General features: G+C 71.6%; 21 protein-coding genes, 1 tRNA gene and 1 pseudogene. 12 read left to right on the forward strand and 11 right to left on the reverse strand.

Going from position 1 to position 25501, the window contains the following annotated elements; all coding sequences use genetic code 11:
- Nucleotides 1-60: 60 nt before the first annotated feature.
- Both VGD70_RS00930 and VGD70_RS00935 read right to left on the reverse strand, forming a co-directional pair.
- A complete protein-coding gene (locus VGD70_RS00930) occupies nt 61-4149 on the reverse strand; it encodes a ThuA domain-containing protein (RefSeq protein ID WP_331077087.1) in 4089 nt (1362 codons plus the stop codon).
- A gap of 233 nt (nt 4150-4382) precedes the next feature.
- Nucleotides 4383-6365: an amino acid transporter gene (locus VGD70_RS00935; RefSeq protein ID WP_331077088.1), complete on the reverse strand. Its 1983-nt coding sequence runs from the start codon at nt 6363-6365 to the stop codon at nt 4383-4385.
- Nucleotides 6366-6606: 241 nt separating this feature from the next.
- Between VGD70_RS00935 and VGD70_RS00940 the strand changes: the two genes are divergently transcribed.
- Nucleotides 6607-7824 (forward strand): serine/threonine-protein kinase, encoded by a 1218-nt coding sequence (locus tag VGD70_RS00940; protein ID WP_331077090.1) that lies wholly within the window; start codon nt 6607-6609, stop codon nt 7822-7824.
- A 15-nt stretch (nt 7825-7839) separates the two neighbouring features.
- On the opposite strand, the gene VGD70_RS00945 is transcribed toward VGD70_RS00940, so the two are convergent.
- Together VGD70_RS00945 and VGD70_RS00950 are read right to left on the reverse strand one after the other, a co-directional pair.
- Nucleotides 7840-8475, reverse strand: coding sequence for a response regulator transcription factor (locus tag VGD70_RS00945; protein ID WP_331077092.1), 636 nt, complete (start codon nt 8473-8475; stop codon nt 7840-7842).
- Nucleotides 8472-9560, reverse strand: a complete 1089-nt coding sequence (locus tag VGD70_RS00950; protein ID WP_331077094.1) for a sensor histidine kinase — start codon at nt 9558-9560, stop codon at nt 8472-8474. The genes VGD70_RS00945 and VGD70_RS00950 overlap by 4 nt, the downstream gene beginning before the upstream one ends.
- A gap of 121 nt (nt 9561-9681) precedes the next feature.
- Here VGD70_RS00950 and VGD70_RS00955 point away from each other — a divergent pair.
- From VGD70_RS00955 to VGD70_RS00970, 4 genes and pseudogenes are all read left to right on the forward strand, one after another.
- Nucleotides 9682-10308 (forward strand): annotated as a pseudogene (locus VGD70_RS00955) (ATP-binding cassette domain-containing protein); the annotation flags it as partial.
- An 89-nt stretch (nt 10309-10397) separates the two neighbouring features.
- Nucleotides 10398-11105 (forward strand): ABC transporter permease subunit, encoded by a 708-nt coding sequence (locus tag VGD70_RS00960; protein ID WP_331077095.1) that lies wholly within the window; start codon nt 10398-10400, stop codon nt 11103-11105.
- Between the two features lie 150 nt (nt 11106-11255).
- Nucleotides 11256-12692 carry an NADP-dependent phosphogluconate dehydrogenase gene (gene gndA / locus VGD70_RS00965; protein ID WP_331077097.1) on the forward strand — a complete coding sequence of 479 codons (1437 nt, stop codon included), beginning with the start codon at nt 11256-11258 and terminating at the stop codon, nt 12690-12692.
- A 34-nt stretch (nt 12693-12726) separates the two neighbouring features.
- Nucleotides 12727-12885, forward strand: coding sequence for a hypothetical protein (locus VGD70_RS00970; RefSeq protein WP_331077099.1), 159 nt, complete (start codon nt 12727-12729; stop codon nt 12883-12885).
- Here VGD70_RS00970 and VGD70_RS00975 read toward each other — a convergent pair.
- Genes VGD70_RS00975 through VGD70_RS00985 form a run of 3 tightly spaced genes read right to left on the reverse strand, consistent with a single transcriptional unit; the run spans nt 12861 to nt 14570 of the window.
- Nucleotides 12861-13727: a helix-turn-helix transcriptional regulator gene (locus VGD70_RS00975; RefSeq protein WP_331077101.1), complete on the reverse strand. Its 867-nt coding sequence runs from the start codon at nt 13725-13727 to the stop codon at nt 12861-12863. The two genes, VGD70_RS00970 and VGD70_RS00975, sit on opposite strands and share 25 nt — an antisense overlap.
- Nucleotides 13724-14260 (reverse strand): DUF6879 family protein, encoded by a 537-nt coding sequence (locus tag VGD70_RS00980; protein WP_331077103.1) that lies wholly within the window; start codon nt 14258-14260, stop codon nt 13724-13726. Before VGD70_RS00980 ends, VGD70_RS00975 begins: the two co-directional genes overlap by 4 nt.
- Nucleotides 14241-14570: a hypothetical protein gene (locus tag VGD70_RS00985; protein WP_331077105.1), complete on the reverse strand. Its 330-nt coding sequence runs from the start codon at nt 14568-14570 to the stop codon at nt 14241-14243. Before VGD70_RS00985 ends, VGD70_RS00980 begins: the two co-directional genes overlap by 20 nt.
- A 195-nt stretch (nt 14571-14765) precedes the next feature.
- Here VGD70_RS00985 and VGD70_RS00990 point away from each other — a divergent pair, with 195 nt between their 5' ends.
- Nucleotides 14766-15428 (forward strand): hypothetical protein, encoded by a 663-nt coding sequence (locus tag VGD70_RS00990; protein WP_331077106.1) that lies wholly within the window; start codon nt 14766-14768, stop codon nt 15426-15428.
- Between the two features lie 12 nt (nt 15429-15440).
- Here the strand turns inward: VGD70_RS00990 and speB are convergent, their stop codons facing one another.
- On the reverse strand, nt 15441-16472 hold the full coding sequence (gene speB / locus VGD70_RS00995) for an agmatinase (RefSeq protein WP_331077107.1): 1032 nt from the start codon (nt 16470-16472) through the stop codon (nt 15441-15443).
- Nucleotides 16473-16491: 19 nt separating this feature from the next.
- Entirely contained in the window at nt 16492-17460 is a 969-nt protein-coding gene (gene trxB / locus VGD70_RS01000; protein ID WP_331077108.1) for a thioredoxin-disulfide reductase, read from the reverse strand.
- 58 nt (nt 17461-17518) lie between these two features.
- Here trxB and VGD70_RS01005 point away from each other — a divergent pair, with 58 nt between their 5' ends.
- Nucleotides 17519-18553 (forward strand): MBL fold metallo-hydrolase, encoded by a 1035-nt coding sequence (locus VGD70_RS01005; RefSeq protein ID WP_331077109.1) that lies wholly within the window; start codon nt 17519-17521, stop codon nt 18551-18553.
- Here the strand turns inward: VGD70_RS01005 and selD are convergent.
- Nucleotides 18550-19539 carry a selenide, water dikinase SelD gene (selD, locus tag VGD70_RS01010; RefSeq protein ID WP_331077110.1) on the reverse strand — a complete coding sequence of 330 codons (990 nt, stop codon included), beginning with the start codon at nt 19537-19539 and terminating at the stop codon, nt 18550-18552. The two genes, VGD70_RS01005 and selD, sit on opposite strands and share 4 nt — an antisense overlap.
- Before the next feature lie 47 nt (nt 19540-19586).
- Here selD and VGD70_RS01015 point away from each other — a divergent pair.
- The 5 genes from VGD70_RS01015 (at nt 19587) to VGD70_RS01040 (ending at nt 24446) form a co-directional block, all read left to right on the forward strand.
- Nucleotides 19587-19682: transfer RNA gene (locus VGD70_RS01015), tRNA-Sec, on the forward strand.
- 22 nt (nt 19683-19704) lie between these two features.
- A complete protein-coding gene (selB, locus tag VGD70_RS01020) occupies nt 19705-21501 on the forward strand; it encodes a selenocysteine-specific translation elongation factor (protein ID WP_331077111.1) in 1797 nt (598 codons plus the stop codon).
- A 132-nt stretch (nt 21502-21633) separates the two neighbouring features.
- On the forward strand, nt 21634-22827 hold the full coding sequence (locus VGD70_RS01025) for an FAS1-like dehydratase domain-containing protein (protein WP_331077113.1): 1194 nt from the start codon (nt 21634-21636) through the stop codon (nt 22825-22827).
- Between the two features lie 27 nt (nt 22828-22854).
- Complete coding sequence (locus VGD70_RS37040; RefSeq protein ID WP_422653097.1) at nt 22855-23391, forward strand: UGSC family (seleno)protein; 537 nt, start codon at nt 22855-22857, stop codon at nt 23389-23391.
- Nucleotides 23391-24446 (forward strand): hypothetical protein, encoded by a 1056-nt coding sequence (locus VGD70_RS01040; protein WP_331077119.1) that lies wholly within the window; start codon nt 23391-23393, stop codon nt 24444-24446. The genes VGD70_RS37040 and VGD70_RS01040 overlap by 1 nt, the downstream gene beginning before the upstream one ends.
- 54 nt (nt 24447-24500) lie before the next feature.
- On the opposite strand, the gene VGD70_RS01045 is transcribed toward VGD70_RS01040, so the two are convergent.
- Nucleotides 24501-25493, reverse strand: coding sequence for a dipeptide ABC transporter ATP-binding protein (locus tag VGD70_RS01045; protein ID WP_331077149.1), 993 nt, complete (start codon nt 25491-25493; stop codon nt 24501-24503).
- Nucleotides 25494-25501: the final 8 nt, after the last annotated feature.

The raw sequence follows: 25501 nt of genomic DNA on the forward strand, positions 1-25501 counted from the left end.
GGTTCACTCCTTCGGTGCCCTGCGTGCCGCACCGAATACCCGTCCCGCGCCGGGTGACACCTACGGCCTGCTCACCCCCGGACCGGTGAACGTGTAGCTGTCCAGGTCGAGGATCGCGCCGCCGCCGCCGGTGAACACCACGTACAGGTCCCGCGTCGCGTCGACGGCGTTGGTGACCGGTGCGGTGACGTCGGTGTAGGTCTCCCAGCCACCGGTGTTCGGCACGACGATCCGCGCCACCTCGGGGCCGGTGACCGAGTCGTACCGGAACGTCGCCACGTTGCCGGCCTTGTCCGAGGACACCCTGGCCCGGATGCCGGTGATGCCCTTGAGGCTCACCGGGTGGTAGCGCACCCACTCTCCATTTTGGACGTCACCGAGGCGCTTGCCGCCCTCGGCGCCGGCCGCGGTGATGAGCTGCGGCCCGGACAGCTGCGCGAAGTGCTCGGCCTGCCAGCGCTTCGGCCACAGCGTCAGGTCGGTCTCGCCGGTCAGCGCCACCGTGCCGGACCCGCCGGCGTCGGTGTAGGTGGCCCGCACGACGTAGAACTGGCGCGCGTCGAGTCCGGAGTGGATCGAGCCGGTGTTGAACGTGGCGCCGCAGCCGGTGCCCTGGCCGACCTCGTGCGCGTGGTCCTCGTGGCCCAGGGCGATCCGGACCACCACGCGCGAGCAGTCGATCGTGCCGTCCTGCGGGTCGGTCGCGGTGGCGGTGACGGTGAAGTTCTCGCTCCACTCGTACATCCCGCCGGCCGGCAGCGACGTGATCCGCAGCGTCGGCCGGTCGTTGCCGACCACGATCGGGACCGTCGCGGTGCCGGTCTTGCCCGTGCTGTCCCGCACGGTGAGCCGCGCCTGGAAGCTGCCGTTGCCGGTATAGGTGAACGCCGGGTTCGCCGCGGTCGAGTCGACGCTGCCGTTGTCGGTGAAGTCCCACGCGTAGGTCAGCGCGTCGCCGTCGGGATCGGCGCTGCCGGCGCTGGAGAACGACACGGCGAGCGGCGCGAGGCCGTTGTCCCGGTCGACCGACGCCGTCGCGAGCGGGGACCGGCCGCCCTGCACGAAGTTGATCTTGTACAGGCCCGCGTCCGCCGCGCCGGAGAAGTAGCCGCTGCCGTACTCCAGCAGGTACAGCGACCCGTCCGGGCCGAACTCCAGGTCGATCGGGTGCACCAGGTTCATCCCGGCCAGCACCGGCTCGATCGTCGTCGGCCGCCCGGTCGCTGGGTTGCCGTTGTCGAAGTGGACCTGCTTGATCCAGTTGCGGCAGTACTCGGAGATCAGCCACGTGTTGTCGTAGTACGGCGGCCACTTCACGTCCGAGGCGAGGTTCGCGTCGTAGTGGTAGACCTCGGTGTGGTTGGGCGACCCGCAGCCGCCCGGGTTGTCCAGCTGCGGCCACTCGACGCTGCGCCCGTGCTGCTCCCACACCAGCGCGGGCTGGGTCGGCGGGAGCTGCTGGCGGCCGGTGTTGCGCGGCGAGTTGTTCACCGGACCGGCCGAGCCGCCGCAGGGGAACCAGCCGCGCGGAGCGTTGGCCGCGAAGTCCCAGTCGTTGTAGGCGACGTTGGGGCCGCCGCAGTAGGGCCAGCCGAAGTTGCCGGGGCCGGTGGCGCGGTTGAACTCGTCGTAGGCGGCCGGGCCGCGGTTGGCGATGGTGGCACCGGCGTCCGGGCCGACCTCGCCCCAGTACAGGGTGTTGTTCGCGCGCTTGTCCACCCACACGCGGTACGGGTTGCGCAGGCCCATCACGTAGATCTCGGGCCTGGTCTGCGCGGTGCCGGGGGCGAACAGGTTGCCGCCCGGGACGGTGTAGGTCCCGTTGGCCTCCGGGTGGATCCGGTTGATCTTGCCGCGGAGGTCGTCGGTGTTGGCGGAGGTGCGCTGCGCGTCGTACTGCGGGTTGCGGCTGGTGCGCTCGTCGATGGGTGCCATGCCGGCCGAGTCGCCGCCGGAGTTGGTGTTGTCACCGACGGCGAAGTACAGGTTCTCGTCGCTGTCCCACGTCATCGAGCCCGCCGAGTGGCAGCACAGGTCCCGTTCCGTGGGCCACTCGACGATCATGTCCTCTGTGGACGCCGGGAGCGTGTTCGTGCCGGGGTCGAAGGTGAACCGGGAGATCCGGTTCACCAGCGGCGTGGCCTTGGGCGAGTAGAACAGGTACACGTAACGGTTCGTGGCGAACCGCGGGTGCGGCGTGATGCCGATCAGGCCGTCCTCGAACCGGGCGTCCAGCGGCAGCGTCAGCGCCACGGTCGTCGACTTCGTGGCCGGGTCGTAGAGGCGGACCTGCCCGCCGCCGTCGGTGGTGCCGCGGTTGATGTAGAGCACCTTCTGGTCGGGCAGCACGGCCAGCTCGATCGGCTCGCCCATCGACAGGCCCCCGTCGAGCTTCACCTTCTCGAACCCGCTCGTCGGCGGCGGCGCGGCCGGGGTCGTGCTGGTGCCGTACACGTTGAGGTCCCACAGCGAGTAGCCCCACTGGGTCGCCCGCTGGGTGCCGTAGACCCGGACGTACCGCGCGGTGCCGCTGACCGTGAGGTCGTCGACGCCGCCGTCGCTCGTCGCGGTGGTGTAGACGTCCTGCCACGTCGCGTTGTCGTCGGACGTCTGCACCTGGTAGGCCCGCCCGTACGCGGTCTCCCAGTTGAGCCGGACGCGGTTGAGCTGGCGGGCCTGGCCGAGGTCGACGGTGATCCACTGCGGGTCGGCGTAGGCGCTGCCCCACCGGGTGCCCGCGTTGCCGTCCACCGCGTTGGCCCCGGCGTGCGGGCTGCCCGGCTCCACACTGGACACCGTCACCGGGCGGCCCTGGGCGAGGTCCGTCGGGGGCGGCGGCGTCGAGCCCGCCTTGATGCGGATGTCGCGATAGCTGATGTCCGCGCCGGCGCCGTCGTTCTGCACGCCGACGTACCCGGTGTCGATCGCCCGGGTACTGGTGTAGTCGTTGATCTTGACGCCGTTGAGCCAGATCTCGACCCGTTTGCCGTGCACGCCGATCTCGTAGGTGTTCCACCGGCCCGGCGGGTTCAGCGCCTGCGCGCGCAGGGCGGTGTCCGGCGCCTTGAGGCTGTAGACGCTGCCGGTGGTGCGGGTGGGGTCGGCGTCGGTGGCGTCGATCTGGATCTCGTGGCCCTGGTCCACCGGTTTCCACGGATCGCCCTGCGGGTCGGGGAAGCCGATGAACACGCCGCCGTTGTCGTCGCCGGGCATCATCCAGTCGAGCTTGAGCGAGTAGTCGCCGAACTGCTGCACCGGGTACCACAGCAGGCCCATGCCGCCGAAGGAGGTGAGCGTGCCGTCGGCGAGGGTGAACCCGCCGGGGCCGGCCTGCCGCCATTTGTCCAAACTGGACTGGGTGCCGTCGAAGAGCGTGGTGTAGCCCGTCTCCGGGCGGCAGTCGGCGGCGACGTTGCCGGCCGCGACCTTGATGCCGCCGAGGAGCATGGCGGTGAAGTCGGGGTCGGCGTAGGACTCCTGGGTGTGGCCGAGGCCGGTGTACCAGGCCCGGCCGCCGTCGTAGCTCTTGCACCAGGTGATCGGATGGTCGCCGCTCATGTTGCCGCCGGTGTAGGACGACTCGTCGAGGCTGGCGAGGACCTTGGCCGTGGCGCGCACGTTGGTGCGGTAGTTGTACCACTCGTCGGTGCGGGTCCAGGTCGGCGGCAGGTGCGCGGTGGAGGCGTTCGACCGGTCCTCGACGTTGATGCGGGCTTGCTGGATGGCGGGGTGCGAGTCGAACCACGCGCCGACGAGGTTGCCGTACCAGGCCCAGGCGTACTCGGTGTCGGCGGCGGCGTGGATGCCGACGTACCCGCCGCCGCCGCGGATGTAGGACTCGAAGGCCGCCTGCTGGGTGTCGTCGAGGACGTCGCCGGTCGTCGAGAGCCACACGACGGCGTCGTACTGGGCGAGGTTGGCGGTGGTGAACGCTGCCGCGTCCTCGGTGGCGTCGACGGCGAACCCGTTGCTCGTCCCGAGCTGGCGGATCGCGGCGATGCCGTTCGGGATGGAGTCGTGCCGGAAGCCGGCCGTCTTGGAGAACACGAGGATCTTGGTGAGCGGCTCGGCCGCGGCGGCCGTCGGAGGGGCCGCGAAGGCGAACAGCGAGGCCGCGAGAACAGCGAGGAAAACGACCGCTTTGCGCATGGCTCGGTCCTCTCTCGAGCGCCATGCGAAGGCCCGGCCGCCAGCAGACCACCGGCGGTCCGAGCACGTGCAGGGCGGGATCAGCCGCCCTGCGGGAGCGGGTGACCCAAGGGAGACAGCAGGGATGTGTCACGAGAAGTTAACATCCGAGGTCTCCTTACCGTCAACCGCCGAACGGGCGCCCGGGAAGGGGTCCGTGATCGGTTCCGGAGGTCCGGAAGGTCGGATGTCTGTCAGCCGCCGACGTGGATTCCTGGGCGTTTGTGGGGGTCCCGCTCGTGCTGGCGGATGATCTCGCGCACCACCGGCGGCGTGTCGCCCTGGCCGAGGAGCAGGTAGCGGAACAGGTGGGCGAGCGGGTTGCCCTCCGACCATTCGAAGTGCGCGCGCGGGCGCATGCCGGTGGCGTCGCGCAGGGCCAGCAGGATCGCGGCGATCGCGTTGGGCGCGGCCGGGCTGCTCGCGCGCAGGATGCGGTGGCCGCCCACCTCGACGCCGCGGACCTGGAGCACGTGGCTGAACTCGGACGGGTCCACCACGTCGATCTCGAGGAAGAGCACGTCGGCCGCGCCGGGTAGCGGGTTGAGGCCGCGCTGCTCGGCCTCCTTGGCGTCGTACTCGGCCTTGTCGCCGCGCTGGCGCTTGTTCGCCACGAGGTCCAGCCGGCCGTCGTGCTCGATGTTGTCGGTGATGAAGCTGCGCGCTGTCTCGTCGAACTCGATCTTGTCCACGCGCAGCTCGGTGGTCCGGGTGACGCGGGAGATCAGCGAGACCACCACGATGCCGGCGATGAACGCGGCGGAGATCGCGATGCCGTCCGGCTTCTCGATGACGTTCGCGCCGAGCGCGTACAGCAGGATCAGCGTGAGGATCGTGAACGCGATGCCGGCCTTGCGCTGGCCGTGCCGGAAGGCCGAGATCGTGACCGCGACCGCGCCGGACACCATCATCGCGAGGATCCCCGTGGCGTAGGCACCCGCCTGGGCGTTGACGTCGGCGCCGAAGGCGATCGTGATGCCGATGCTGATCACCGTGTAGACCAGCACGACCGGCCGCACCGCGCGGCCCCACTCCGGTGCCATGCCGTAGGAGGGCAGGTAGCGCGGCACGATGTTGATCAGGCCGGCCATCGCCGAGGCGCCGGCGAACCACAGGATCAGGATGCTGCTGATGTCGTAGATCGTGCCGAAGACATCGCCGAGCAGGTGGTGGGCGAGGTAGGCGAGCGCGCGCCCGTTCGCCGCACCGCCCGGCTCGAACTCCTTCGGCGGGATGAGCACGGTGGTGATGAAGCTGGTGGCGATCAGGTAGACCGACATGATCAGCGCGGCGGTGGCGAGCAGCCGGCCGGTGTTGCGGACCCGGTTGCGCAGCCGTTCCTCGGGGTCCTTCCCGTCCGCGGCGATCAGCGGCATCATGCTGACCCCGGTCTCGAACCCGGACAGACCCAGCACCAGCAACGGGAACGCGACCACCGCCGGGCCGAGGAGGTCGAAGAACCCGCCGCCGTGCGCGGTGAGCGCGTCGACCCAGCGGGACAGCGTGTCGGGGTGGCTGAGCACGTCGGCCAGGCCGACGACCACGATGACCGCGTTGAGCACCAGGAAGACCGCCACGAGCGGGATCGCCACGCCGATGGCCTCGCTGAACCCCACCAGGAACACCGCGCCGAGGATCAGCAGCAGCACGATCGTGATCAGCACCTCGTGCCCGTGCAGGAAACCGGGCAGCGCGGGGTTCTCGACCATGTGCACGGACGCGTCCGCGGCCGACAGCGTGATCGTGACGATCCACGAGGTGGCGACGAAACCCAGCAGCACGAGCACGAAGATCTTGCCGCGCCAGAACGGAAGCAGCTTCTCGAGCATCGCGACCGAGCCCTGCCCGTGCGGGCTCTCCTTGGCGACGCGGCGGTACATCGGCAGCATCCCGCCGAGCGTCAGCGCGACGATGAGCAGCGTGGCCAGCGGGGAGAGCGCGCCGGCGGCGAGGGCGGCGATGGCGGGCAGGTAGGACAGGGTGGAGAAGTAGTCCACTCCGGTCAGGCACATGACCTTCCACCAGGGCTGCGGATCGCCGTGCCCCTCGTCGCTGGCCCGGCCCACCGGCGCGACCTGGTGATGCAGCAACCATTTCCCGAGCCGGCCGCCGGGTTTGTCCGGTTGCGCCGGACTCTCCACACTGGCCGGTACGGCGAGCTCTGGTGCCGCTGCCATCTGTGCCTCCACCCCTGCCTGCTCGTCACCCGCGCCGCACAGGATGCCGGACCGGCCAGGCGCGGCACACCCCGAGGTGCCCTCGTTGCCCGACCGACGGCTCGACCGACTCGATCGGCGGTCGCGCGGACGACGGACCGTGTTACGGCGTGTCGCCATCCGGCGGGGGCATGGGCCACCCGTTCGTGCTGCCCGGCTGAGCCGGCCGTTTCGGCGCGCCGGGCCGGGGTAGTCCATGCTCGTGGACCTCTCGGACGACGGCCCGCTGGGCGGTCGCTACCGGCTCGGCGCCCGGCTGGGCGCCGGCGCGGCGGCGACCGTGTACGTCGCGGAGGATCTCCGGCTGCTCAGGCGGGTCGCGGTGAAGGTCTACCGACCGATGCCCGACGCGCGGAGCCTCAGCCGGTTCGCCGCCGAGGTGCGGCGGCTGGCGGGGCTGTCCCACCGCGGGCTGGCCACCGTGTACGACGTCTGCCTCGACGCGGACCGGCCGTTCCTGGTGATGCGCCTGGTCGGCGGCGGCTCGCTGCGCGGCGTCATCGACCGGGGCACGCCGGCGCCCGGCGCGGTGGCCGGGCTGGGGACGCAGCTTGCCGACGTGCTGGCCTACGTCCACGCCCGGGGCATGGCGCATCGCGCGATCACGCCGTCGACCGTGCTGGTCGACGAGTCCGGGGACGCGTTCCTCGCCGCCTTCACCCCGGCGGAGGCGGACGACGAGCTCGGGCCGGCGCTCGACGTGCACGCGCTCGGCTCGGTGCTGCTGGAGTGCCTCACGGGGGAGCCGGGGGCCGAGGTGCCGGAGTGGTTGGGCCAGGAATGGCGCGACGCGCTCACCGCGATGACCGCCCCGTCGCCGGCGGACCGGCCGGACGCGGCCCGGTGCGTGGACCTGCTCGCGAGCATCGGCGACGGCGAGACCGTCGTGGTGCCGGCGGCCGAGCCCGAGCCGACCGCGCCGTACGGCCTCGACCTGGGCACCGTGACCGACGACGCCGGGTCGGTCGTCGAGTCGGCCGCCGAGCCGGTCGTCGAGCCGGCCGCCGAGTCGGCCGCCGAGCGGACCGTGGTGGTGCCCGCGGTGCCGGCCCCGCGCGCGCCGCAACACACGGTGCGGCCGACGCACGCCGGGCTCGCGGGGATGGGCCTGGCCGCCGCCGTGGTGGCGGTGTTGCTGTCCACGAACACGACGAGCATGTCGGGCACCCCGTCCGGCGACCCCCGCCAGCCACCGGTCCAGCAGGCCACCTCCGAGACCGCCACGACTCCACCGACGACCGCGACCGCGCCGCGGCCGGTCACGGCGGCCGAGGTCGCGCCCGTCGCCCCCGCCCGGACGCGGGCCACGCGGTCCGGCAACTCCGGCCGGGGCAACGGCCATGGCGAGGGAAGGAGCAAGCACAAGGGCGGCGACAACGGGAGCGACAGCGGGGACGGCTCCGGCCGGTCCGGGGACTGACCCGGGGCCGGCGCGTCAGCCGGCGAGGCCGTGCCGGAAGGCGTAGGTCACCGCCTGCGCGCGGTCCCGCACGCCGGTCTTCGCGAACAGGTTGTTGATGTGGGTCTTCACCGTCGCCTGGGTGATGAACAGGCGCTCGGCGATCTCCACATTGGACCGGCCGGCCGCGATCAGGCGCAGCACGTCGGTCTCCCGCGGGGTCAGGCCGTCGGGCAGCGCGGGCGGCGCGGCCGCCGGCACCGTCTCCACCAGCCGGCGCTGGATGGCCGGGTCGAAGTGCGCGTCGCCGCGGTGGACGGTGGCGATGGCGGCCGCGATCTCCGCGCCGCGGGCATCCTTCGTCAGGTAGCCGCGAGCGCCGGCCCGCAGCGCGGCGAACACGGACTCGTCGTCGGAGTAGGTGGACAGCACGACGACCTGGGTGGCGGGGAACTCCGCGCGGATCCGCCGGGTCGCGGCCACCCCGTCCAGCCGCGGCATCCGCAGGTCCATCAGCACGACATCGGGCCGGCACGCCGCTACGACGGTCAGCGCCTGCTCACCGTCCACAGCGGACCCGACCACCTCGACGTCCGGCAGCATCCCGAGGATCAGCACCAGGCCCTCGCGCACCACGGTCTGGTCGTCCACCACGACGACCCGCGCGGTCACGCCGGCACCCGCAGCAGCACCCGGAACCCCGTCCCGGACGGGCCCGCGTCGAGGTTGCCGCCGATCAGCTCCGCCCGCTCACGCATGCCGACCAGGCCGTACCCACTGCCCACATCGGACAACGCGCCGGGCCGGCCACCGGTGTCGCACACGTCCAGCTCGCAGCGGCCGGCCGCGCACCGCAGCGTCACCGTCACCGACGCGGCCGGCGCGTGCTTGTGGACGTTGGTCAGCGCCTCCTGCGCGGTGCGCACCACCGCGAGCCGGGCTTCGGGCGAGAGCACCGCCGGGTTCCCGGAGACCACCACGGCACACGGGTTCCCGGTCGCCGCGCGGAACCCGGCGGCGAGGCTGTCCAGCTCCTCGGCGAGCGACCCCGACTCCCCGCGCAGCGCGGCGACCGCCCGCCTGGTGTCCTCGAGCCCGGCCCGCGCCAGCTCGCCTGCCCGGACGACCCGGTCGAGCACCCGCGCCGGGTCGCCGTCGCGCTCCAGCAACATGCGGGTGCCCTCCAGGTGCACCACCTGCGCGGACAGCGAGTGCGCCAGGATGTCGTGGATCTCCCGGGCCATCCGCTGCCGCTCGGCGAGCACCGCCTCGCCCGCCCGGGCCGCGGCCACCGCCGCCGACTGCCGCTTGGTCGCGGCCAGCTGGTTCAGCACCGCCGCGAAGAACACCGACCAGCCCAGCCCCGCGGCGATCCCGCCGGTGGCGCTGGCCGGCAGGTCGATCGCGATCGACACCCCGACGAACCCACCGGTCGTCAACACGGCCAGCGACACCGCCTGCCACAGCGGCATCCGGAACGGCGCGAGCCAGGTGACGATGAACAGGACGGTCGTGCCGGTGTAGGCCACGTACCCGTGCATCACGAGCCCGGTGACCGCCGCGACGCTCAGCAGCAGCGCGCCGCCCTCGGTGCGCCACGCCAGGAACCCGCACGCGACCCCGACCAGGTACAGCACCACCGTGAGCACCACGCCGAGCCAGCCCTGCTCGTCCGCCGCCGCGACGGCGCTCGCCACGAGGCCCCACCCCAGGTACGCCGCGACGACGACGATCACGGCATAGCGCCACCGGCCCATTCGCGCACCGTAGTCCGGCCGGCCCCGGACCGCCTCCACCCACGGGTGGGGACCTCTCCACCCGCGCCGGCCGGTGCGGAACCCACCCGCGGGGCCAGGCTTTCGCGCACCGTGCCGGGCAGTGTTCCCGGGCATGACCACGATCTCCGTGTCCCACCTGGGGAAGTCGTTCGGCCGGGTCAGGGCCGTCGACGACCTCTCGTTCACCGTCCCGGCCGGCCGGGTCACCGGTTTCCTCGGCCCGAACGGCGCCGGCAAGACCACCACCCTGCGCATGCTGCTCGGCCTCGTCCGGCCGGACACCGGCACCGCGCTCGTCGGCGGGCGCCGCTACGCCGACCTGCCCACGCCCGTGCGCACGGTCGGCGCGGTGCTCGAGGCCACCGCGTTCCACCCCGGCCGCACCGCCCGGGTGCACCTGCGCGCGCTGTGCCTGGCCGCCGGGCTCGCCGCCGGCCGGGTGGCCGAGGTGCTCGACGACGTGGACCTCGCCGCCGCCGCGGACCGCCGGGTCGGCGGCTTCTCCCTCGGCATGCGCCAGCGGCTCGCGCTCGCGTCGGCCCTGCTCGGCGACCCGGAGGTGCTGGTCCTCGACGAGCCCGCCAATGGTCTCGACCCCGAGGGAGTCCACTGGCTGCGCGGGTTCCTCCGGGCCAAGGCCGCCGACGGGCGCACGGTGCTCGTGTCCAGCCACGGGCTCGCCGAGCTCGCCCGCACGGCCGACCGGGTGATCATCATCCGCGGTGGCCGGCTGGTGGCCGAGCGCACGGTTGGCGCGGACCTGGAGGACAGGTACCTCGAGCTGGTCCGGGAGGCGTGATGTTGCGGGCGGAGCTCTTGACGGCGCGATCGACCAGGTCGGTGTGGGCGCTCGCCGGCGTGGCCGTGCTGGCGTGCGCCGGGTGGACGGTCGCGGACGTGCTGGCGTTCATGACCGGGCCGGACGCGGGGCAGGTGGAGAGCGCGTACAGCATGGCCCAGCAGGGCTACCTGTTCGCGATGATCATGGGCGTGCTCGTGGTGGCGGGCGAGTACCGGCACCAGACGATCACCTGGGCGCTGCTGGTGACCCCGCGCCGGGAGCGGGTGATCGCCGGCAAGCTCGTCGCCTGCGGGGTGCTCGGCCTGCTGACCGGTCTCGCGGCGGTGGTGGTGACGGTGCCGGTCGCGGCGTTGCTGCTGGCCGGCGCGGGCTACCCGGCCTGGGCGCCGGGGGTGCCGGTGGCGCTGGCCGGCTCGGTGCTGAGCACGCTGCTGTGGACGATGTTCGGCGGCGCGCTCGGGGCGCTGCTGCGCAACCAGGTGGCCGCGATCGTCGTGGCCTTCGGCTGGTTCTTCTACGCCGAGTGGGCACTGGTGGCGCTCGTGCCGGCAGTGGGCCGGTGGACCCCGACCGGCGCGGCGAAGGCGGTGAGCGGCTGGACGCCGGTCGACGTCGCCGGCCCGCTGCTCCCGATGTGGGCGGGCGGGCTGGTGTTCCTGGGCTACACGGCGGCCGCCGCGGCGGTGGCCACGGCGGTCAGTGTCCGCCGCGACGTCACCTGAGCCTGACTGAGCCCTGTCGGGAGGCGACGCGGGCGCACCATGCGCCGACCCCAAGTCCGCGGCCGTTGCGAGAGATGGAGGGCAGCCGGGCTGACAGCCGGCCGATCCTCGGGCAAGGTGGCGGCCAGGAACACACATGGGAGGACCCAGATGCCAACTCCGGCACAGATCGGCGTCACCGGTCTCGCGGTCATGGGCCGCAACCTCGCCCGCAACCTCGCGCGCAACGGGTTCTCGGTCGCGCTGCACAACCGCAGCGTCGCCAGGACCAAGTCGCTCGTCGAGGAGCACGGGGACGAGGGCACGTTCGTCCCCACCGAGAGCCTCGAGGAGTTCGTCACGGCCCTCGAGCGGCCGCGGCGGGTGGTGATCATGGTGCAGGCGGGCGCGCCGACCGACGCGGTCATCGACCAGCTGGTGCCGCTGCTCGAGGAGGGCGACATCGTCATCGACTGCGGCAACGCGCACTACGCCGACACCCGCCGGCGCGAGGCCGACCTGCGCGAGCGCGGCCTGCACTTCGTCGGCACCGGCGTGTCCGGCGGCGAGGAGGGCGCGCTGCTCGGCCCCAGCATCATGCCCGGCGGCTCGGCGGAGTCCTACAAGACGCTCGGCCCGATGTTCGAGAAGATCGCCGCGCACGTCGACGGCACGCCGTGCTGCGTGCACATCGGCCCGGACGGCGCCGGCCACTTCGTCAAGATGGTGCACAACGGCATCGAGTACGCCGACATGCAGCTGATCGCCGAGGCCTACCACCTGCTGCGCGACGGCCTGGGCGCCACCCCGGCCGAGCTCGCCGCGATCTTCGCCGAGTGGAACTCCGGCGACCTCGAGTCGTTCCTCATCGAGATCACCGCCGAGGTCCTGGGCCACGTCGACGCGGCGACCGGCAAGGCGTTCGTCGACGTCGTGCAGGACCAGGCCGAGCAGAAGGGCACCGGCCGCTGGACCGTGCAGACCGCGCTGGACCTGGGCGTGCCGGTCACCGGGATCGCCGAGGCCACGTTCGCCCGCGCGCTGTCCGCGCACCCCGAGCAGCGTGCGGCCGCCCGCGCGACGCTGCCCGGCCCGGGTTCACCGCAGACGGTGGCCGACCGGGACACCTTCATCGACGACGTGCGCAAGGCGCTCTACGCGTCGAAGGTGGTCGCCTACGCGCAGGGCTACGACCAGATGGCCGCGGCGAGCGCGGAGTACGGCTGGGACATCGACCTCGGCGCCACGGCCACGATCTGGCGCGGCGGCTGCATCATCCGGGCCCGGTTCCTCAACCGCATCCGGGAGGCGTACGCCGACCAGCCGGACCTGCCGTCACTGCTGGTGGCGCCGTACTTCCGGGACGCGGTGGCGCAGGGCCAGGACGCCTGGCGCCGGATCGTGGCGCACGCGGCGCAGGCCGGCATCCCCACGCCGGGCTTCTCCTCCTCGCTCGCCTACTACGACGCGCTGCGGGCCGAGCGCCTGCCGGCCGCGTTGATCCAGGGGCTGCGCGACTTCTTCGGCGCGCACACCTACCGCCGGGTGGACCGCGAGGGCAGCTTCCACACCCTCTGGGGCGCCGACCGCACGGAGGTCGACGCCTGAGCGTGACAGTCCATTAGGGAATCGCGCCGCGCGGGTGAACGCTCACCGGCCCGGCCACGGACCCGAGCTCGCCCGACGCATCGAGGAGACGATCGCCGAGCTGTCCACCCATGACCATCATCATCGTGACCGGATCTTCGCCGCCCCGACCGACGACCGCACCGACGGCTACGTCCACGGCCGCTTCGGCTGACCACCGTTGGCGTGCAGGTCGTGGAGCGCGCCGGTGACGAGTGCACGCGCGGCGGGTCCGTGGACGGCTTGCCGGTTGAGCTCCGCGAACGCCTTGACGTAGAGGGCGATCTCGCGCGGTTGGCTGATGGTCACTTCCGCGGAGATCGTCTCCACGTGCACCATGCGGTCGTCATACATGATGAACTGGTTGGTGGGTACTCGGTACGCGGCACGGGCGGGAATGATGCCGAGGTGGATTCGGGGCAGGGACATGACTGCGAGGAGTCGGTCAAACTGACCCGTCATGACGTCAGCGTCACCGACGATCGTGCAGAGTGCTTGCTCGGCGATGATGAAATGGAATCTGTGATCGCCGCGGTACAGAATCTGTTGGCGCTCCATCCGGGCGGCGACTCCGGCGTCGAGATCGTCGTGGATCTGGTAGAAGTCTATGACCCGACGCATGACGGCTGTCGCGTACTCCACGGTGTGCAGAATTCCGGGAACGAGAAGCGGCTCGTACCAACGCATCAGCCGGGTTTGGGCCTCCAAGTCGTGGGAGACTCGCTGTCGACGGCGGGTTCCGGTGCCGAGCGTTCGCCGCCATTCCACATACATGGCTTCGATGTGCCGCATGGTAGCGACAAGATCCCGCACTTGGTCGGTGGCACCGGTGTGGCGACACCAGGTGTGGATGTCGTCCTCGGACGGTGTCTGTTTCCCGTACTCGATCTTGGAGACCTTGGAGCTGTGCCAACCGGCGAGCTGGGCCAGTTGCTGCCCGTTGAGCCCTGCGTCCCGGCGGATGTCTCGTAGCCGATGACCGAGGGCTTCGCGCGCCTGGTGGACCGAGCTCGTCACAACGCGGAGGGGAATTCGCCGGCGACATACTGGGCGTGCGGAATGGCCAGCTGCCAAAGGCGGTCACGGATGGCGCGACAGTAGCCGACGATCGTGGGATCAACGGTGGACGCCCCGCCTGCGAACCGACCGTCCGGCTCGAACACGGTGAACGCCACCCGGTCATCATCCAGCAGCCAGTAGTCGTCTGCTGGCAGATCGGCGGCATCGACGAAGTGGCGCGGCAGGTATCGAATGTCTTCCCCAGCGGCGATGTTGTGTCGGGCGATCGTGAGTCCCCATCGCGTGTAGTCGACGTGGGGGACGGTGACGACCCGCAGCCGGTGAATGCTCTTACCCGCCTCCGTGACCTCTCGAACGAGACTCAGCCACGGCTCGAACCAGGAAAGGTCGTCCGGCCGGCCCGTCAGAAACGACTGGAACGGACCGGCTTCTTCCGGGGTGTGGTAGCTGTCCTGCACCTCCAGATGAAACGCCTGATGGGCGATGGTACGAAAGAGGTCGTCAAACGCGTCACCCTGTAAGAACTCCACCGAACCAGACCTCTTCCTTCTTCCCCACTTCCACACATGCCTCATGTCCGGGAATGTCCATCTGCGACAGTGCATCGACATCGGTGACCAGCGAGCCCGAGAGCGTGAAGCTGCCGCGTCCGGTGTCATCGAGCGTCGCACCCAGATAGGTGCCCGGTTCCAGAAAGGCCAGCAGCCGTTGCGGGATCTCCACGCTGTCCTGCTTCCCGTCCACCTTCCAGCCCTGCACCACGTAGGTCGACCGGTCCGTGGCGAACAAGGTCGGCGAACCGCCACCCTGGGTTGCCTTGCCCAGAAACTTCAACCGCATGACTGCCCCTCTCGCCGTGCTGTGCATGAGTTTGCTTGGCAGCGAAATATTGCCTCTACCTCGGGAGACTGGTCAATGGCTACCCGCGATCGGACCTCAATTTGAGCAAACTCTAGCAAACTCGTCGGACCGCGGGTGTGCGTCGTCGTAGCGTCACAAGGCCACGCATCGCCGTTGACACCCAGGAGGCATGTGGTGACCACGTCACTGGACAAGACGTCCGACGTTCCGCTTGCGCCGAGCCGCGATTCCGCGGTCGATCGTCGTGTTGTCGTGCCGTATGTGACCAGTTGGAGTGAGGAGGAGGACCCGCCGTACGAGTTGGTGGAGCGTCGGGGGTTCGGTCTTGCGTATGCGGACGAGACGCTGGCCGACCGGGATCGCAGGGGTGTGCTGTGGCAGCGGGCCGGCTTCGGTCCGGGGCGTGGTCGGCCGGAGTTCGGGAAGGTGCATCCGTTGCGGCAGCGGCGGGCGATGCTCAGGTTGTTGTGTCAGGTGTGCGGGGGTCCGGCTGATCGCACCGAGGATGGTGTGTTGTGGTTGTTCCTGGATGATCGCGACGACTGGCCGGGTTGGCCGGAGAACGTGGCCGAGACCGAGCCGCCGGTCTGCCTGGCGTGTGTGCGTACGTCGGTTCGTCTGTGTCCGGCGTTGCGGCGGGGTGCGGTCGCGGTCAGGGCACGCCGGTTCCCGGTCGCCGGTGTTTATGGCGCCGTGTACCGGGCCGGGTCGTCCGGCCCGGTCGCGATGCGAGATGGGCGGATCGCGTTCGACGACCCGGCGATCCGGTGGGTGCAGGCCACGAGGTTGATCCGTGAGCTGCACGAGTGCGCCATCGTGCCTTTGGCTCAACTCTGATCCGCCGACAGCTCAGAGATCACGGCGGTCCGGGCGGTCGGCCAGCAGCGGCAAGGTCGGGTCCCACGTCGTGCCGTCGGCGGCGTCGCGGTGGCGGCGGGCCATCGCGGACAGCACCTCCAGCACCACGCGGTTCGCGAGGAACGAGGTGAGCTCCGCGTGGTCGTACGGCGGGGACACCTCCACCAGGTCCACGCCGAGCACCGGCAGCTCGTAGGCGATGCGGCGCACCGCGTCCAGCAGCTCGCGCGCGGTCAGGCCGCCCGGCTCCGGGGTGCCCGTGCCCGGTGCGTGGCCGGGGTCGCAGACGTCGATGTCCACCGACAGGAACACGCCGTCGCAGTCGTCCAGCGCGATCTCGAACGCCTCGGTCAGGCACGAGGACAGGCCGCGCGCCACGATCTCGGTCATCTCGTAGGACCGCATCCGCTGCTCGGCCATCCAGTCCAGCGTCTCCGGCTCCGGCCAGTACCCACGCAGCCCGAGTTGCAGGAACCGGTCGCCGCGCACCGCGCCGGACTCGATCAGCCGGCGCATCGGCTGGCCGTGCCCCACCAGCGAGCCGAACGTGATGTCGCCCGTGTCCGCGTGCGCGTCGAAGTGGATCATCGACACCCGGCCCTGGCCGACGTGCTGCGCCACGCCCGCCGCGTCCGGCCAGGCGATCGTGTGGTCGCCGCCCAGCACCAGCGGGATCGCGCCGTTGGACGTCACCGTGTGGACGGCGTGCTGGAGGTCGCGCACCGAGCGGGCCGCGTCGCCCGAGAACATCTCCACGTCGCCGGCGTCGAGCACGGCCAGGTCGCGAAGACCGTCCACGCGCAGCGCCAGCGACGGCCGCGAGCCGTCGTGCGGCAGGTAGCACGACTGCCGGATGTACTGCGGCCCGAACCGGGTGCCCGGCCGGTGCGAGGTGCCGCCGTCGAACGGCGCGCCGAGGATCACCACGTCCGCGCCGGCATAGGTCGACGGGTCGGCCCAGTCGCACCGGGGCACCCCGAGGAACGTCAGATCCGGACCGTACTGCGCGCCGTACCGTGCCATGCGCCGATGATCCCGAAGCTCACCCCGCGAGACCAGCGCTCGTCGTCGAGTGGTCCAGCGCGGCCAGGTAGCGCTCGGCGTCCAGCGCCGCCGCGCAGCCCGTGCCCGCCGCCGTGATCGCCTGCCGGTAGGCATGGTCGACGACGTCCCCGCACGCGAACACGCCCGCGACGTTCGTCGCCGTCGACGGGGCACGCACCACCAGGTAGCCCTGCCCGTCGCGGTCCAGCTGGCCGGCGAACAGCTCCGAGCGCGGCTCGTGCCCGACCGCGACGAACAACCCCGCGACCGGCAGGTCCTCGAGCCCGCCGGTGCGCACGTCCCGCACCCGCACGCCGCTGACCGTGCCGTCACCCAGGACGTCGACGACCTCGCTGTGCCAGCGGAACCGGATCTTCTCCTCGGCGAGTGCGCGCTCCTGCATGATCTTCGACGCGCGCAGCTCGCCGCGCCGGTGCACGACCGTCACCGAGGTGGCGAACCGGGTGAGGAACGTGGCCTCCTCCATCGCCGAGTCGCCGCCACCCACGACCGCGATCTCCTGGCCACGGAAGAAGAACCCGTCACACGTCGCGCACGCGGACACGCCGTGCCCGGTGAGCCGCCGTTCGTTGGGCACGCCCAGTTCGCGGTAGCCCGAGCCGGTGGCCACGACGACCGCCCGCGCCCGGTAGCGGGTGCGCGCCGTCGAGACGATCTTGACCGGGCCGGCGAGGTCGACCTCGGTCGCGTCCTCGGCCACGAGCCGCGCACCGAAGCGCGCCGCCTGCCGGCGCAGCCGGTCCATCAGGTCCGGGCCCTCGACGCCGTCGGGGAAGCCGGGGAAGTTCTCCACCGTGGTGGTGGTCATGAGCGCGCCGCCGAACACGGCGCCCTCGAGCACGAGCGGGGCGAGGCTCGCCCGGGCGGCGTAGGTGGCCGCGGTGTACCCGGCCGGGCCGGAGCCGATCACGATCAGGTCGAGCACCTCGTCCACACTTGCCTCCATCCGACGGTCGACGTCGGTTAGTATACGATATATGACTGCCGTTTCTGGAGGAGCGACGATGGACTCTGCTGCCGTGCCCGAGCCGGCCGAGGTCTCCGGCGGCGTCTGGAGCGTCGCGCTGCCGTTCCCGAACCCGCTCGGTTTCGCCTTCTCCTACGTGGTTCCGGCCGCCGGCGGCGTGCTGGTCGTCGACGCGGGCTGGGACTCCGACGAGTGCTGGGACGCGTTCCAGGCCGGGCTCGCCGCCGCGGGTGCGGGCCTCGACGACGTCGTCGGCGTGGTCGTCACGCACGTCCACCCCGACCACTACGGCCTGGCGGAACGGATCCGCGCGTCCTCGCCCGCCTGGATCGCCGTGCATCCGGCCGAGCGGCCGCGGATCGCCGAGGGTGAGCATGACCGGGTCCGCGCGGTCGAGGACATGGCCGGGTGGCTGGGTCAGGCCGGCGCGCCGCCGTCGGAGTTCGCCGAGCTCGAGGCGGACGCGGCCGACATCAGGTCGCGCATCTCCATGGTGGTCCCGGACCACGACCTGGTCGACGGCCAGGCCGTGCCGGGGACCGAGGACGCGCTCGTCGCCGTGCACACCCCCGGTCACACCCCAGGACACCTGTGCTTCCACGACCGGCAGCGGCGCCTGCTGTTCACCGGCGACCACATCCTGCCGCGGGTGACGCCGAACGTCTCCAAGCGCCCGCAGTCCGATGTGGACCCGCTGCGGGACTTCCTCGGCTCGGTCCGCAAGGTCCGCGACTTCGGCGACGTGTCCGTGCTTCCCGGCCACGAGTGGGTCTTCGCCGACCTCGACGCGCGGCTCGACGACCTGCTGGTCCACCACGACGAGCGGCTCGCCGAGATCGAGGCCGCGGTGTGCGCCGGCGCCGGCACGGTCTGGGAGGTCACCCGCGCGGTCACCTGGGCCCGGCCGTTCGACGGGCTGCGGGGCCGTGCCCGCCGCTCGGCCATCGGCGAGACGCTCTCCCACCTGTACCGCCTGGCGGTGGCCGGCCGCATCCGCTGGGTGCCCGGCCGACCGGACCGCTGGCTGCCCGCGTCCGGCACGGCCGGCGAGCAGCGGGCCGACATCGCCTAGCGAACTTGGACGGTGATCCCGTCGACCGCCGGGATCAGCTCGCCCACCACCGGCGCGCCGGGGATCTCGCCCGCCACCAGCAGGCCGCCGGACGTCTGCGCGTCGGCGAGCAGGAGCAGGGTCAGCTCGTCGGCGGTGCCGGGGTCGAGGTGCGGGCGCACCCAGTCGAGGTTGCGCTTGGTGCCGCCGGAGACGAAGCCCTCGCGGGCCGAGGACACCGCGCCGTCCAGGTAGGGCATGTCGGCGGCGGAGACCACCGCGGTCACGCCGCTCGCCCGCGCCAGCTTGTGCAGGTGGCCGAGCAGGCCGAAGCCGGTGACGTCGGTGGCCGCGCGGAGGCCGGCGGCGACCGCGGCCGCGGCGGCGTCCCGGTTGAGCGCGGCCATCGACGCGACGGCGTGCGCGAAGACCTCGCCAGTCTGCTTGTGCCGGTTGTTGAGCACGCCGACGCCGAGCGGCTTGGTGAGGCTGATCGGCAGGCCGGCCGCCGCGGAGTCGTTGCGCAGCAAGCGGTCCGGGTGCGCGGTGCCGGTGACCGCGAGGCCGTACTTGGGCTCCGGGTCGTCGATCGAGTGCCCGCCGGCCAGGTGGCAACGGGCCTCCCCGGCGACCGCGAGGCCGCCGCGCAGCACCTCCTTGGCCAGCTCGGTCGGCAGCACGCCACGCGGCCAGCCCAGCAGGTTCACCGCCAGCAGCGGGGTGCCGCCCATCGCGTAGATGTCCGACAGCGCGTTGGCCGCGGCGATCCGGCCCCAGTCGTAGGCGTCGTCGACGACCGGGGTGAAGAAGTCCGTTGTGGACAGAATGGCGGTGTCCCCGTCGAGCCGCACCGCCGCCGCGTCGTCGCCGTTGTCCAGGCCGACCAGCAGTTCCACGTCCGACGGCCCGGTGCCGAGCAGGTCGCGCACCATGTCCTCGAGCTCGCCGGGCGGGATCTTGCACGCGCAGCCGCCGCCGTGGGCGTACTGGGTCAGCCGAACGGTCATGTGTCGCACGATACCCGCGGGGCGCACCGACGCTATACTCTCTATTCGGAGGCGTACGTGTTCCTGGTGGACGCCGCGGTCTTCAAAACCGACGTGGCCCGGTATCCGGGTCAGGCAGGTTCGATTCCTGTCCGCCTCCGCCATTCTTCCCCGAGGGGCCACGCCATGCACGTTCTCGCCACCGCCGGCCACGTCGACCACGGCAAGTCGACGTTGGTCCGCGCGCTGACCGGGATCGAGCCCGACCGGCTGGCCGAGGAGCGCCGCCGCGGCATGACCCTCGACCTGGGCTTCGCGTGGACCACGCTGCCCGGCGGCGAGACCGTCGCGTTCGTCGACGTGCCCGGGCACGAGCGGTTCATCTCCACCATGCTCGCCGGCGTCGGCCCGGTGCCCGGCGTGGTCGTGGTGGTCGCCGCCGACGAGGGCTGGCGGGCGCAGACCAGCGAGCACGTGAGCGTGCTGGACTCGCTCGGCGTGCGGCACGGCCTGCTCGTCGTCACCCGCGCCGACCTCGCCGACCCCGGGCCCGCGCTGGCGTACGCCCGCGAGCGGCTCACGCGGACCTCGCTCGGCGCGGTCGAGGCGGTCGCGGTCAGCGCGGTCACCGGCGCCGGCCTCGACGAGCTGCGTGCGGCCCTGTCCCGGCTGGTCGCGGCGTTGCCGGCGCCGGTCACCGATGGCCGCGTCCGGCTGTTCGTCGACCGCGCGTTCACCGTCCGGGGCAGCGGCACGGTCGTCACCGGCACGCTCGGCGCGGGCACGATCCGGCACAACGACCGGCTGCTGCTGGCCCCGGCCGGCACCGAGGTCCGGGTGCGGGGCCTGGAGTCGATGGGCGAGAGGCACGACGAGGTCGCCGCGGTGGCGCGGGTCGCGGTCAACCTGCGGGGCCTGCCGGTCGAGGAGGTCCGCCGCGGGCACGTGCTGATCACCCCGGACCGCTGGCCGCTCACCGACGTCGTCGACGTGCGGCTCGCCTCCGTCGACCCGGCCGACCTGCCCGGTGACCTGATGCTGCACATCGGGTCGGCGGCGGTGCCGTGCCGGGTGCGGCCGTTCGCGGGTGGCGTCGACACGGACACCGCGCGGCTGCGGCTCGCGAGCGGGCTGCCGCTGGAGCCGGGGGACCGGGCGGTGCTGCGGGAGCCGTCCAGCAGGCTGGCCACCGGCGTCGTCGTCCTCGACGTCGACCCGCCGGAGCTGCGCAGGCGCGGGGCCGCGCTGAACCGGGCCATCGAGCTGGAGGACGCCACCGGCCGGCCGGACGTGCTCGTCGAGGTGGCCCGGCGGGGGAGCGTCACCCGCCAGTGGCTGGCCGCGCTCGGCGTCCTCGGCGGTGCCGACCCCGCGCCGACCGAGCTGATCGAGATCGGCGAGCACCTCGTCGACCCGGACACCTGGCAGCGCTGGGGCAAGGAGCTGGGCGCGGCGGTCGACGCCCACCGCGCGGCGGCGCCGCTCGAGCCCGGGCTGCCGGCCAAGGCGGCCGCCCAGGCGATCGGCGCGCCGGACCTGCGGCTGGTCGAGGCCCTGGTCCGCGACTCGGGCGGCGCGCTGCTCGCCCGCGGCGGCCGGATCACCCGTCCCGGCACCGCGCCGGGCTTCAGCAACGCGGCCCGCCGCGCCCTCGACGAGGTGTGCCGGCGGCTGGCGGAGGACCCGTTCGCCGCGCCGAGCGTGCCGGAGCTCGCCGAGGCCGGCCTGACCCGCGAGATCCTGGCCGCCGCCGCGGCGGCCGGCATGGTGCTGCGGCTGCCGGGCGAGGTGATCCTGCACCCGTCCGCCCCGCAGGCGGCCGCGACGGCGCTGGCCGGTCTGGACCAGCCGTTCACCCTGTCCGATGCCCGCCAGGCGCTGGGCACGACGCGCCGGGTGGCGGTCCCGCTGTTCGAGCACCTGGACTCGCTCGGCCTCACCGTCCGCGTGGACGGCGCCCTGCGCCGCGTCAGCCCGGCCTGAGGGCTCAAGGACATTCATCACAGCGTGACCACTGTTCCCGAACACAGGAAAGCTATAATATAGCGTCTACCATAGCCGCTACCGCCCTCGCGGCGAGGTTCACGACACGGGCGCACGCGAACGGGAGGTCAGATGAGCGACGACGACGCGAATCCGGAGTACGGCAAGATCACCGACGAGGCCGTGGCCAGACTCAAGGCCAGGCTGGGCAAGCGGTATCCGATTCAGCAGCCGTACCTGCGCTACGTGAACCAGGACAGCATCGCCCACGTGGCCCGGAGCATCGGCGACGACAACCCGCTCTACGTCGACCCCAAGTACGCCACGACCACCCGGTACGGCCGGCTGGTCGCGCCGCCGGCGATCTACTACGCGGCGGCCTGGGGGAGCTGGGACCTGCGGCGCGGCCAGGGCCTGCCCGGGGTGCACGGCCTGCACTCCGGCGACCAGTGGCGTTACTTCCAGCCCCTGTTCGAAGGTGACGAGCTGCACGCCACCAAGGAGCTCGTCCGCGCCGACCCGATGGAGGGGCGGCTCGCCGGCAAGAAGATGTACATCCAGGCCGACGAGATCCGCTTCTACAACCAGCGCGACGAGCTCGTCGCGATCCAGGTGATGCCGGTGATCCGGGCCGAGCGCGAGGAGTCCAAGAAGCGCGGCAAGTACACCCAGATCGCGAAGGCCACCTACACCGACGAGGAGATCGCGCAGATCGACGCGGAGCTCGAGCGGGAGCTGCCGCGCGGGGCGACGCCGCGGTACTTCGAAAGCGTCGAGGTCGGCCAGGACACCGACCCGGTGGTGAAGGGTCCGCTGACATTGCCGGACATGGTCACCTGGTTGCAGGGCATCGGGTCCCCGCACGTGCGCAGCGGCAAGTACTGGATGGAGTACCGCAAGTCCTCGCCGAAGGTGGCGGTGAAGGACCCGGTCACCGGCATCCCGCAGGCGGTGGAGCGGGTGCACTGGGACGACTACATGGCCGCCGAGATCGGTATGCCGGCCGCCTACGACTACGGCTCCCAGCGCGGGGGTTATGCGACGTACTTCGCCACGAACTGGGTCGGCGACGACGGTTGGGTGGCCGAGCTCGACTTCCAGTTCCGCGGCATGTTCTTCAACGGCGACGTGTTCCGGATCGGCGGAAAGGTCGTCGACAAGTGGCGCGGGGCCAAGACCGGCACGGGCTACGTGAAGGTGGAGTTCCACTCGATCAACAACCGCGGCGACGACATCATGCCCGGCACGGGGATCATGGCACTGCCGTCGGAGGAGACTGGTCCCGTCGAGTTCCCGGTGGACGTCCGGGAGGACGGCCGCGCCTAGTTCGTGCCCCCGTTGAAGGAGACCATCATGACCTTGCACGTGTTCCGGCCGGTGCCGTTCGACGACCAGCAACAGCTCCAGCTCGCCCGCCGGCTGGACACGTTGCGCGGCAAGCGGGTCGGCTTCATCGGCAACCTCAAGCCGAACTGCGACGTCCTGTTGCACACCACCGAGGACCTTCTCGGTGCGCGGCAGGGCATCGCGGGGACGGTCTACCGCGAGAAGGCAAGCTGTAGCAGCGGTGCGCCGGTCGCGATGCTCGACGAGCTCGGGCGCACCTGTGACGCGGCCGTCGTCGCACTCGGCGATTGAGGCTCCTGCACGTCGTGGAGTGTCCATGACGCCGTGGAGCTGGAGAAGCGCAACCTGCCGACGGTCACCCTCGTCGGCGAGACGTTCCGCATGATCGCGGAATACGAGAGTGAGGGTCTCGGCCTCGCCGGGCTGCCGCTCGCGATCGTGGAGTACCCGATGGGCGGAGTGCCGACCGAGGAGGCCGTGGCGCGCGCGCATCGTGCGTTCGACCAGATCCTCGCGGGCCTGACTATCCCTGGGAGGCCCTGATGTCCTTCGCGGACAAGGAAGTCACCGGCGACCTGCTCGGCTACGACGACCCCGAGGCGATGGAGGACTTCTTCTACGCTTCGAAGTGGACGGACGGTCTGCCGGTCGTCGCCCCGACCGAGGCCCGCGTCGAGCGCATGCTGGGCGCGGCCGAGGGCGGCGAGCTGCTCGGCACGATGCCACCTCGCTGGCGGCGGACGTATGTCCACCACGTGGCGGTGAACGCGGTGTTGGCGGGTTGTCGCCCGGAGTTCTTCCCGGTCGTGCTCGCCGGCGTCCGGGCGATCCTGGATCCTCGGCTGAACCTGTACGGCGTGCAGGGAACCACGAACCCGGCCGGCGTGATGCTGGTGGTCAACGGCCCGGCCAGACTCGACCTGGACGTCAACAGCGGCCACAACCTCTTCGGCCAGGGCTGGCGGGCGAACGCCACCATCGGTAGGGCGATCCGCCTCTGCATGATCAACATCGGCGGCGGCCTTCCGGTGCTGGGCGACATGTCCACCCTGGGCAACCCGAACAAATACGGTTCGTGCATAGCCGAGAACGAAGAGGAAAGCCCGTGGGACCCGTTCCATGTGGAGCGCGGCTTCGCCCCGGAGGACTCGGTGGTGACGGCGGCGGGGGTGACGGCCCCCCAGAACATCGCGATCCTGTCCCAGGACCCGATAGCGATCCTCGACGGCCTGGCCGGCGCGCTGATGAGCAGTGGGAGCAACCTGTTGCTGTTCACCGCCCAGCCGCTGGTCGTGATAGGCCCGGTACACGCGAAACACCTGTCCCGCAACGGTTACGACAAGCCGTCCATTCGCCGGTACCTGTGGGACCACGGCACGATAGAGCTGACGGGCGTGGGAGGAACGGACGGCAAGGCGATGCGCGAGTGGAAGGCCCGCTGCCTCCACGTGGAGGGCGACCGGGAGTTCCTCCGCCCGTCGGTGACCCCGGAGGACATCGGGATCGTGGTGGCGGGAGGCAAGAGCGGCCCGCACAGCGCGGTGCTGCAGCCGTTCAACATCACGCAGCTGGTGAGCATGCCGGTGACCACCCCCTGACCCACGGCAAAGCGGAGCGAACAGCAGAGCCCTCACCCCGGAAGGCAGCCGGACTCAGCCGTCGGCAGCCGAGGCGAAGTGACACCGCGAAGGATGCCCCTGCCCCCGATCCACCAGCTCCGGCACCTCCGTGCCACACACCTCGGCAGCCTTCCAGCACCGGGTCCGGAACGAACACCCGGAGGGCAAGGCGGTAGGACTGGGCAGGTCCCCCTCCAGCAAGATCCGCCGCACGCTGTCCCGCCGAGAAGGATCCGGAACGGGTACCGCGGACAACAGGGCCTGGGTGTACGGATGAGCAGGCCGGGAGTAGATGGCGTCTTCGGAGCCGAGCTCGACGATCCGCCCGAGATACATGACGGCGACCCGATCCGAGATGTGCCGCACCACGGACAGGTCATGCGCGATGAACACATAGGACAGTCCGAAGTCGGCCTGGATGTCGGCCAGAAGGTTGATCACCTGCGCCTGCACGGAGACGTCCAAGGCGGAGACCGGCTCGTCGCACACGATGATCTCGGGATCCAGGGCCAGCACCCGGGCGATGCCGATCCGCTGCCGCTGCCCCCCGGAGAACTGGTGCGGATAACGGTCCATGAAGGACGGATCCAGCCCGACCCGCTCCAGCAGCTCCCCGGCCCGCACCCGGTGCTTGGCCCGCGGCACGATCCCGCGGTGGATGGCCCACGCCTCGGTCACCAGGTCGCCGACCGTCATCCGCGGGTTCAGTGACGCGTACGGGTCCTGGAAGATGATCTGGATCTTGCGCCGCACCTCCCGCAGCTCGCGCCGGCCCATCGCGAACACGTCCCGCCCGCGGTAGAACACCCGGCCCGAGGTCGGCTCGTCCAGCCGCAGCAGCGTTCTGCCCAAGGTGGACTTCCCGCACCCGGACTCGCCGACCAGCCCGAGCGTCTCACCGGCCCGCAAGGAAAAGCTGACCCCGTTGACCGCCTTGACCTCGCCGGAGTGACGACGTAGCCCCGTGCCCTCCCGCACCGGGAACCACTTCACCACGTTCTCCACCCGCAGCACGGGTTCTTCCACGCTCGCTG

The sequence above is a fragment of the Actinophytocola sp. genome, assembly GCF_036402745.1.
In the GTDB taxonomy this organism is placed as follows: Bacteria; Actinomycetota; Actinomycetes; order Mycobacteriales; family Pseudonocardiaceae; genus Actinophytocola.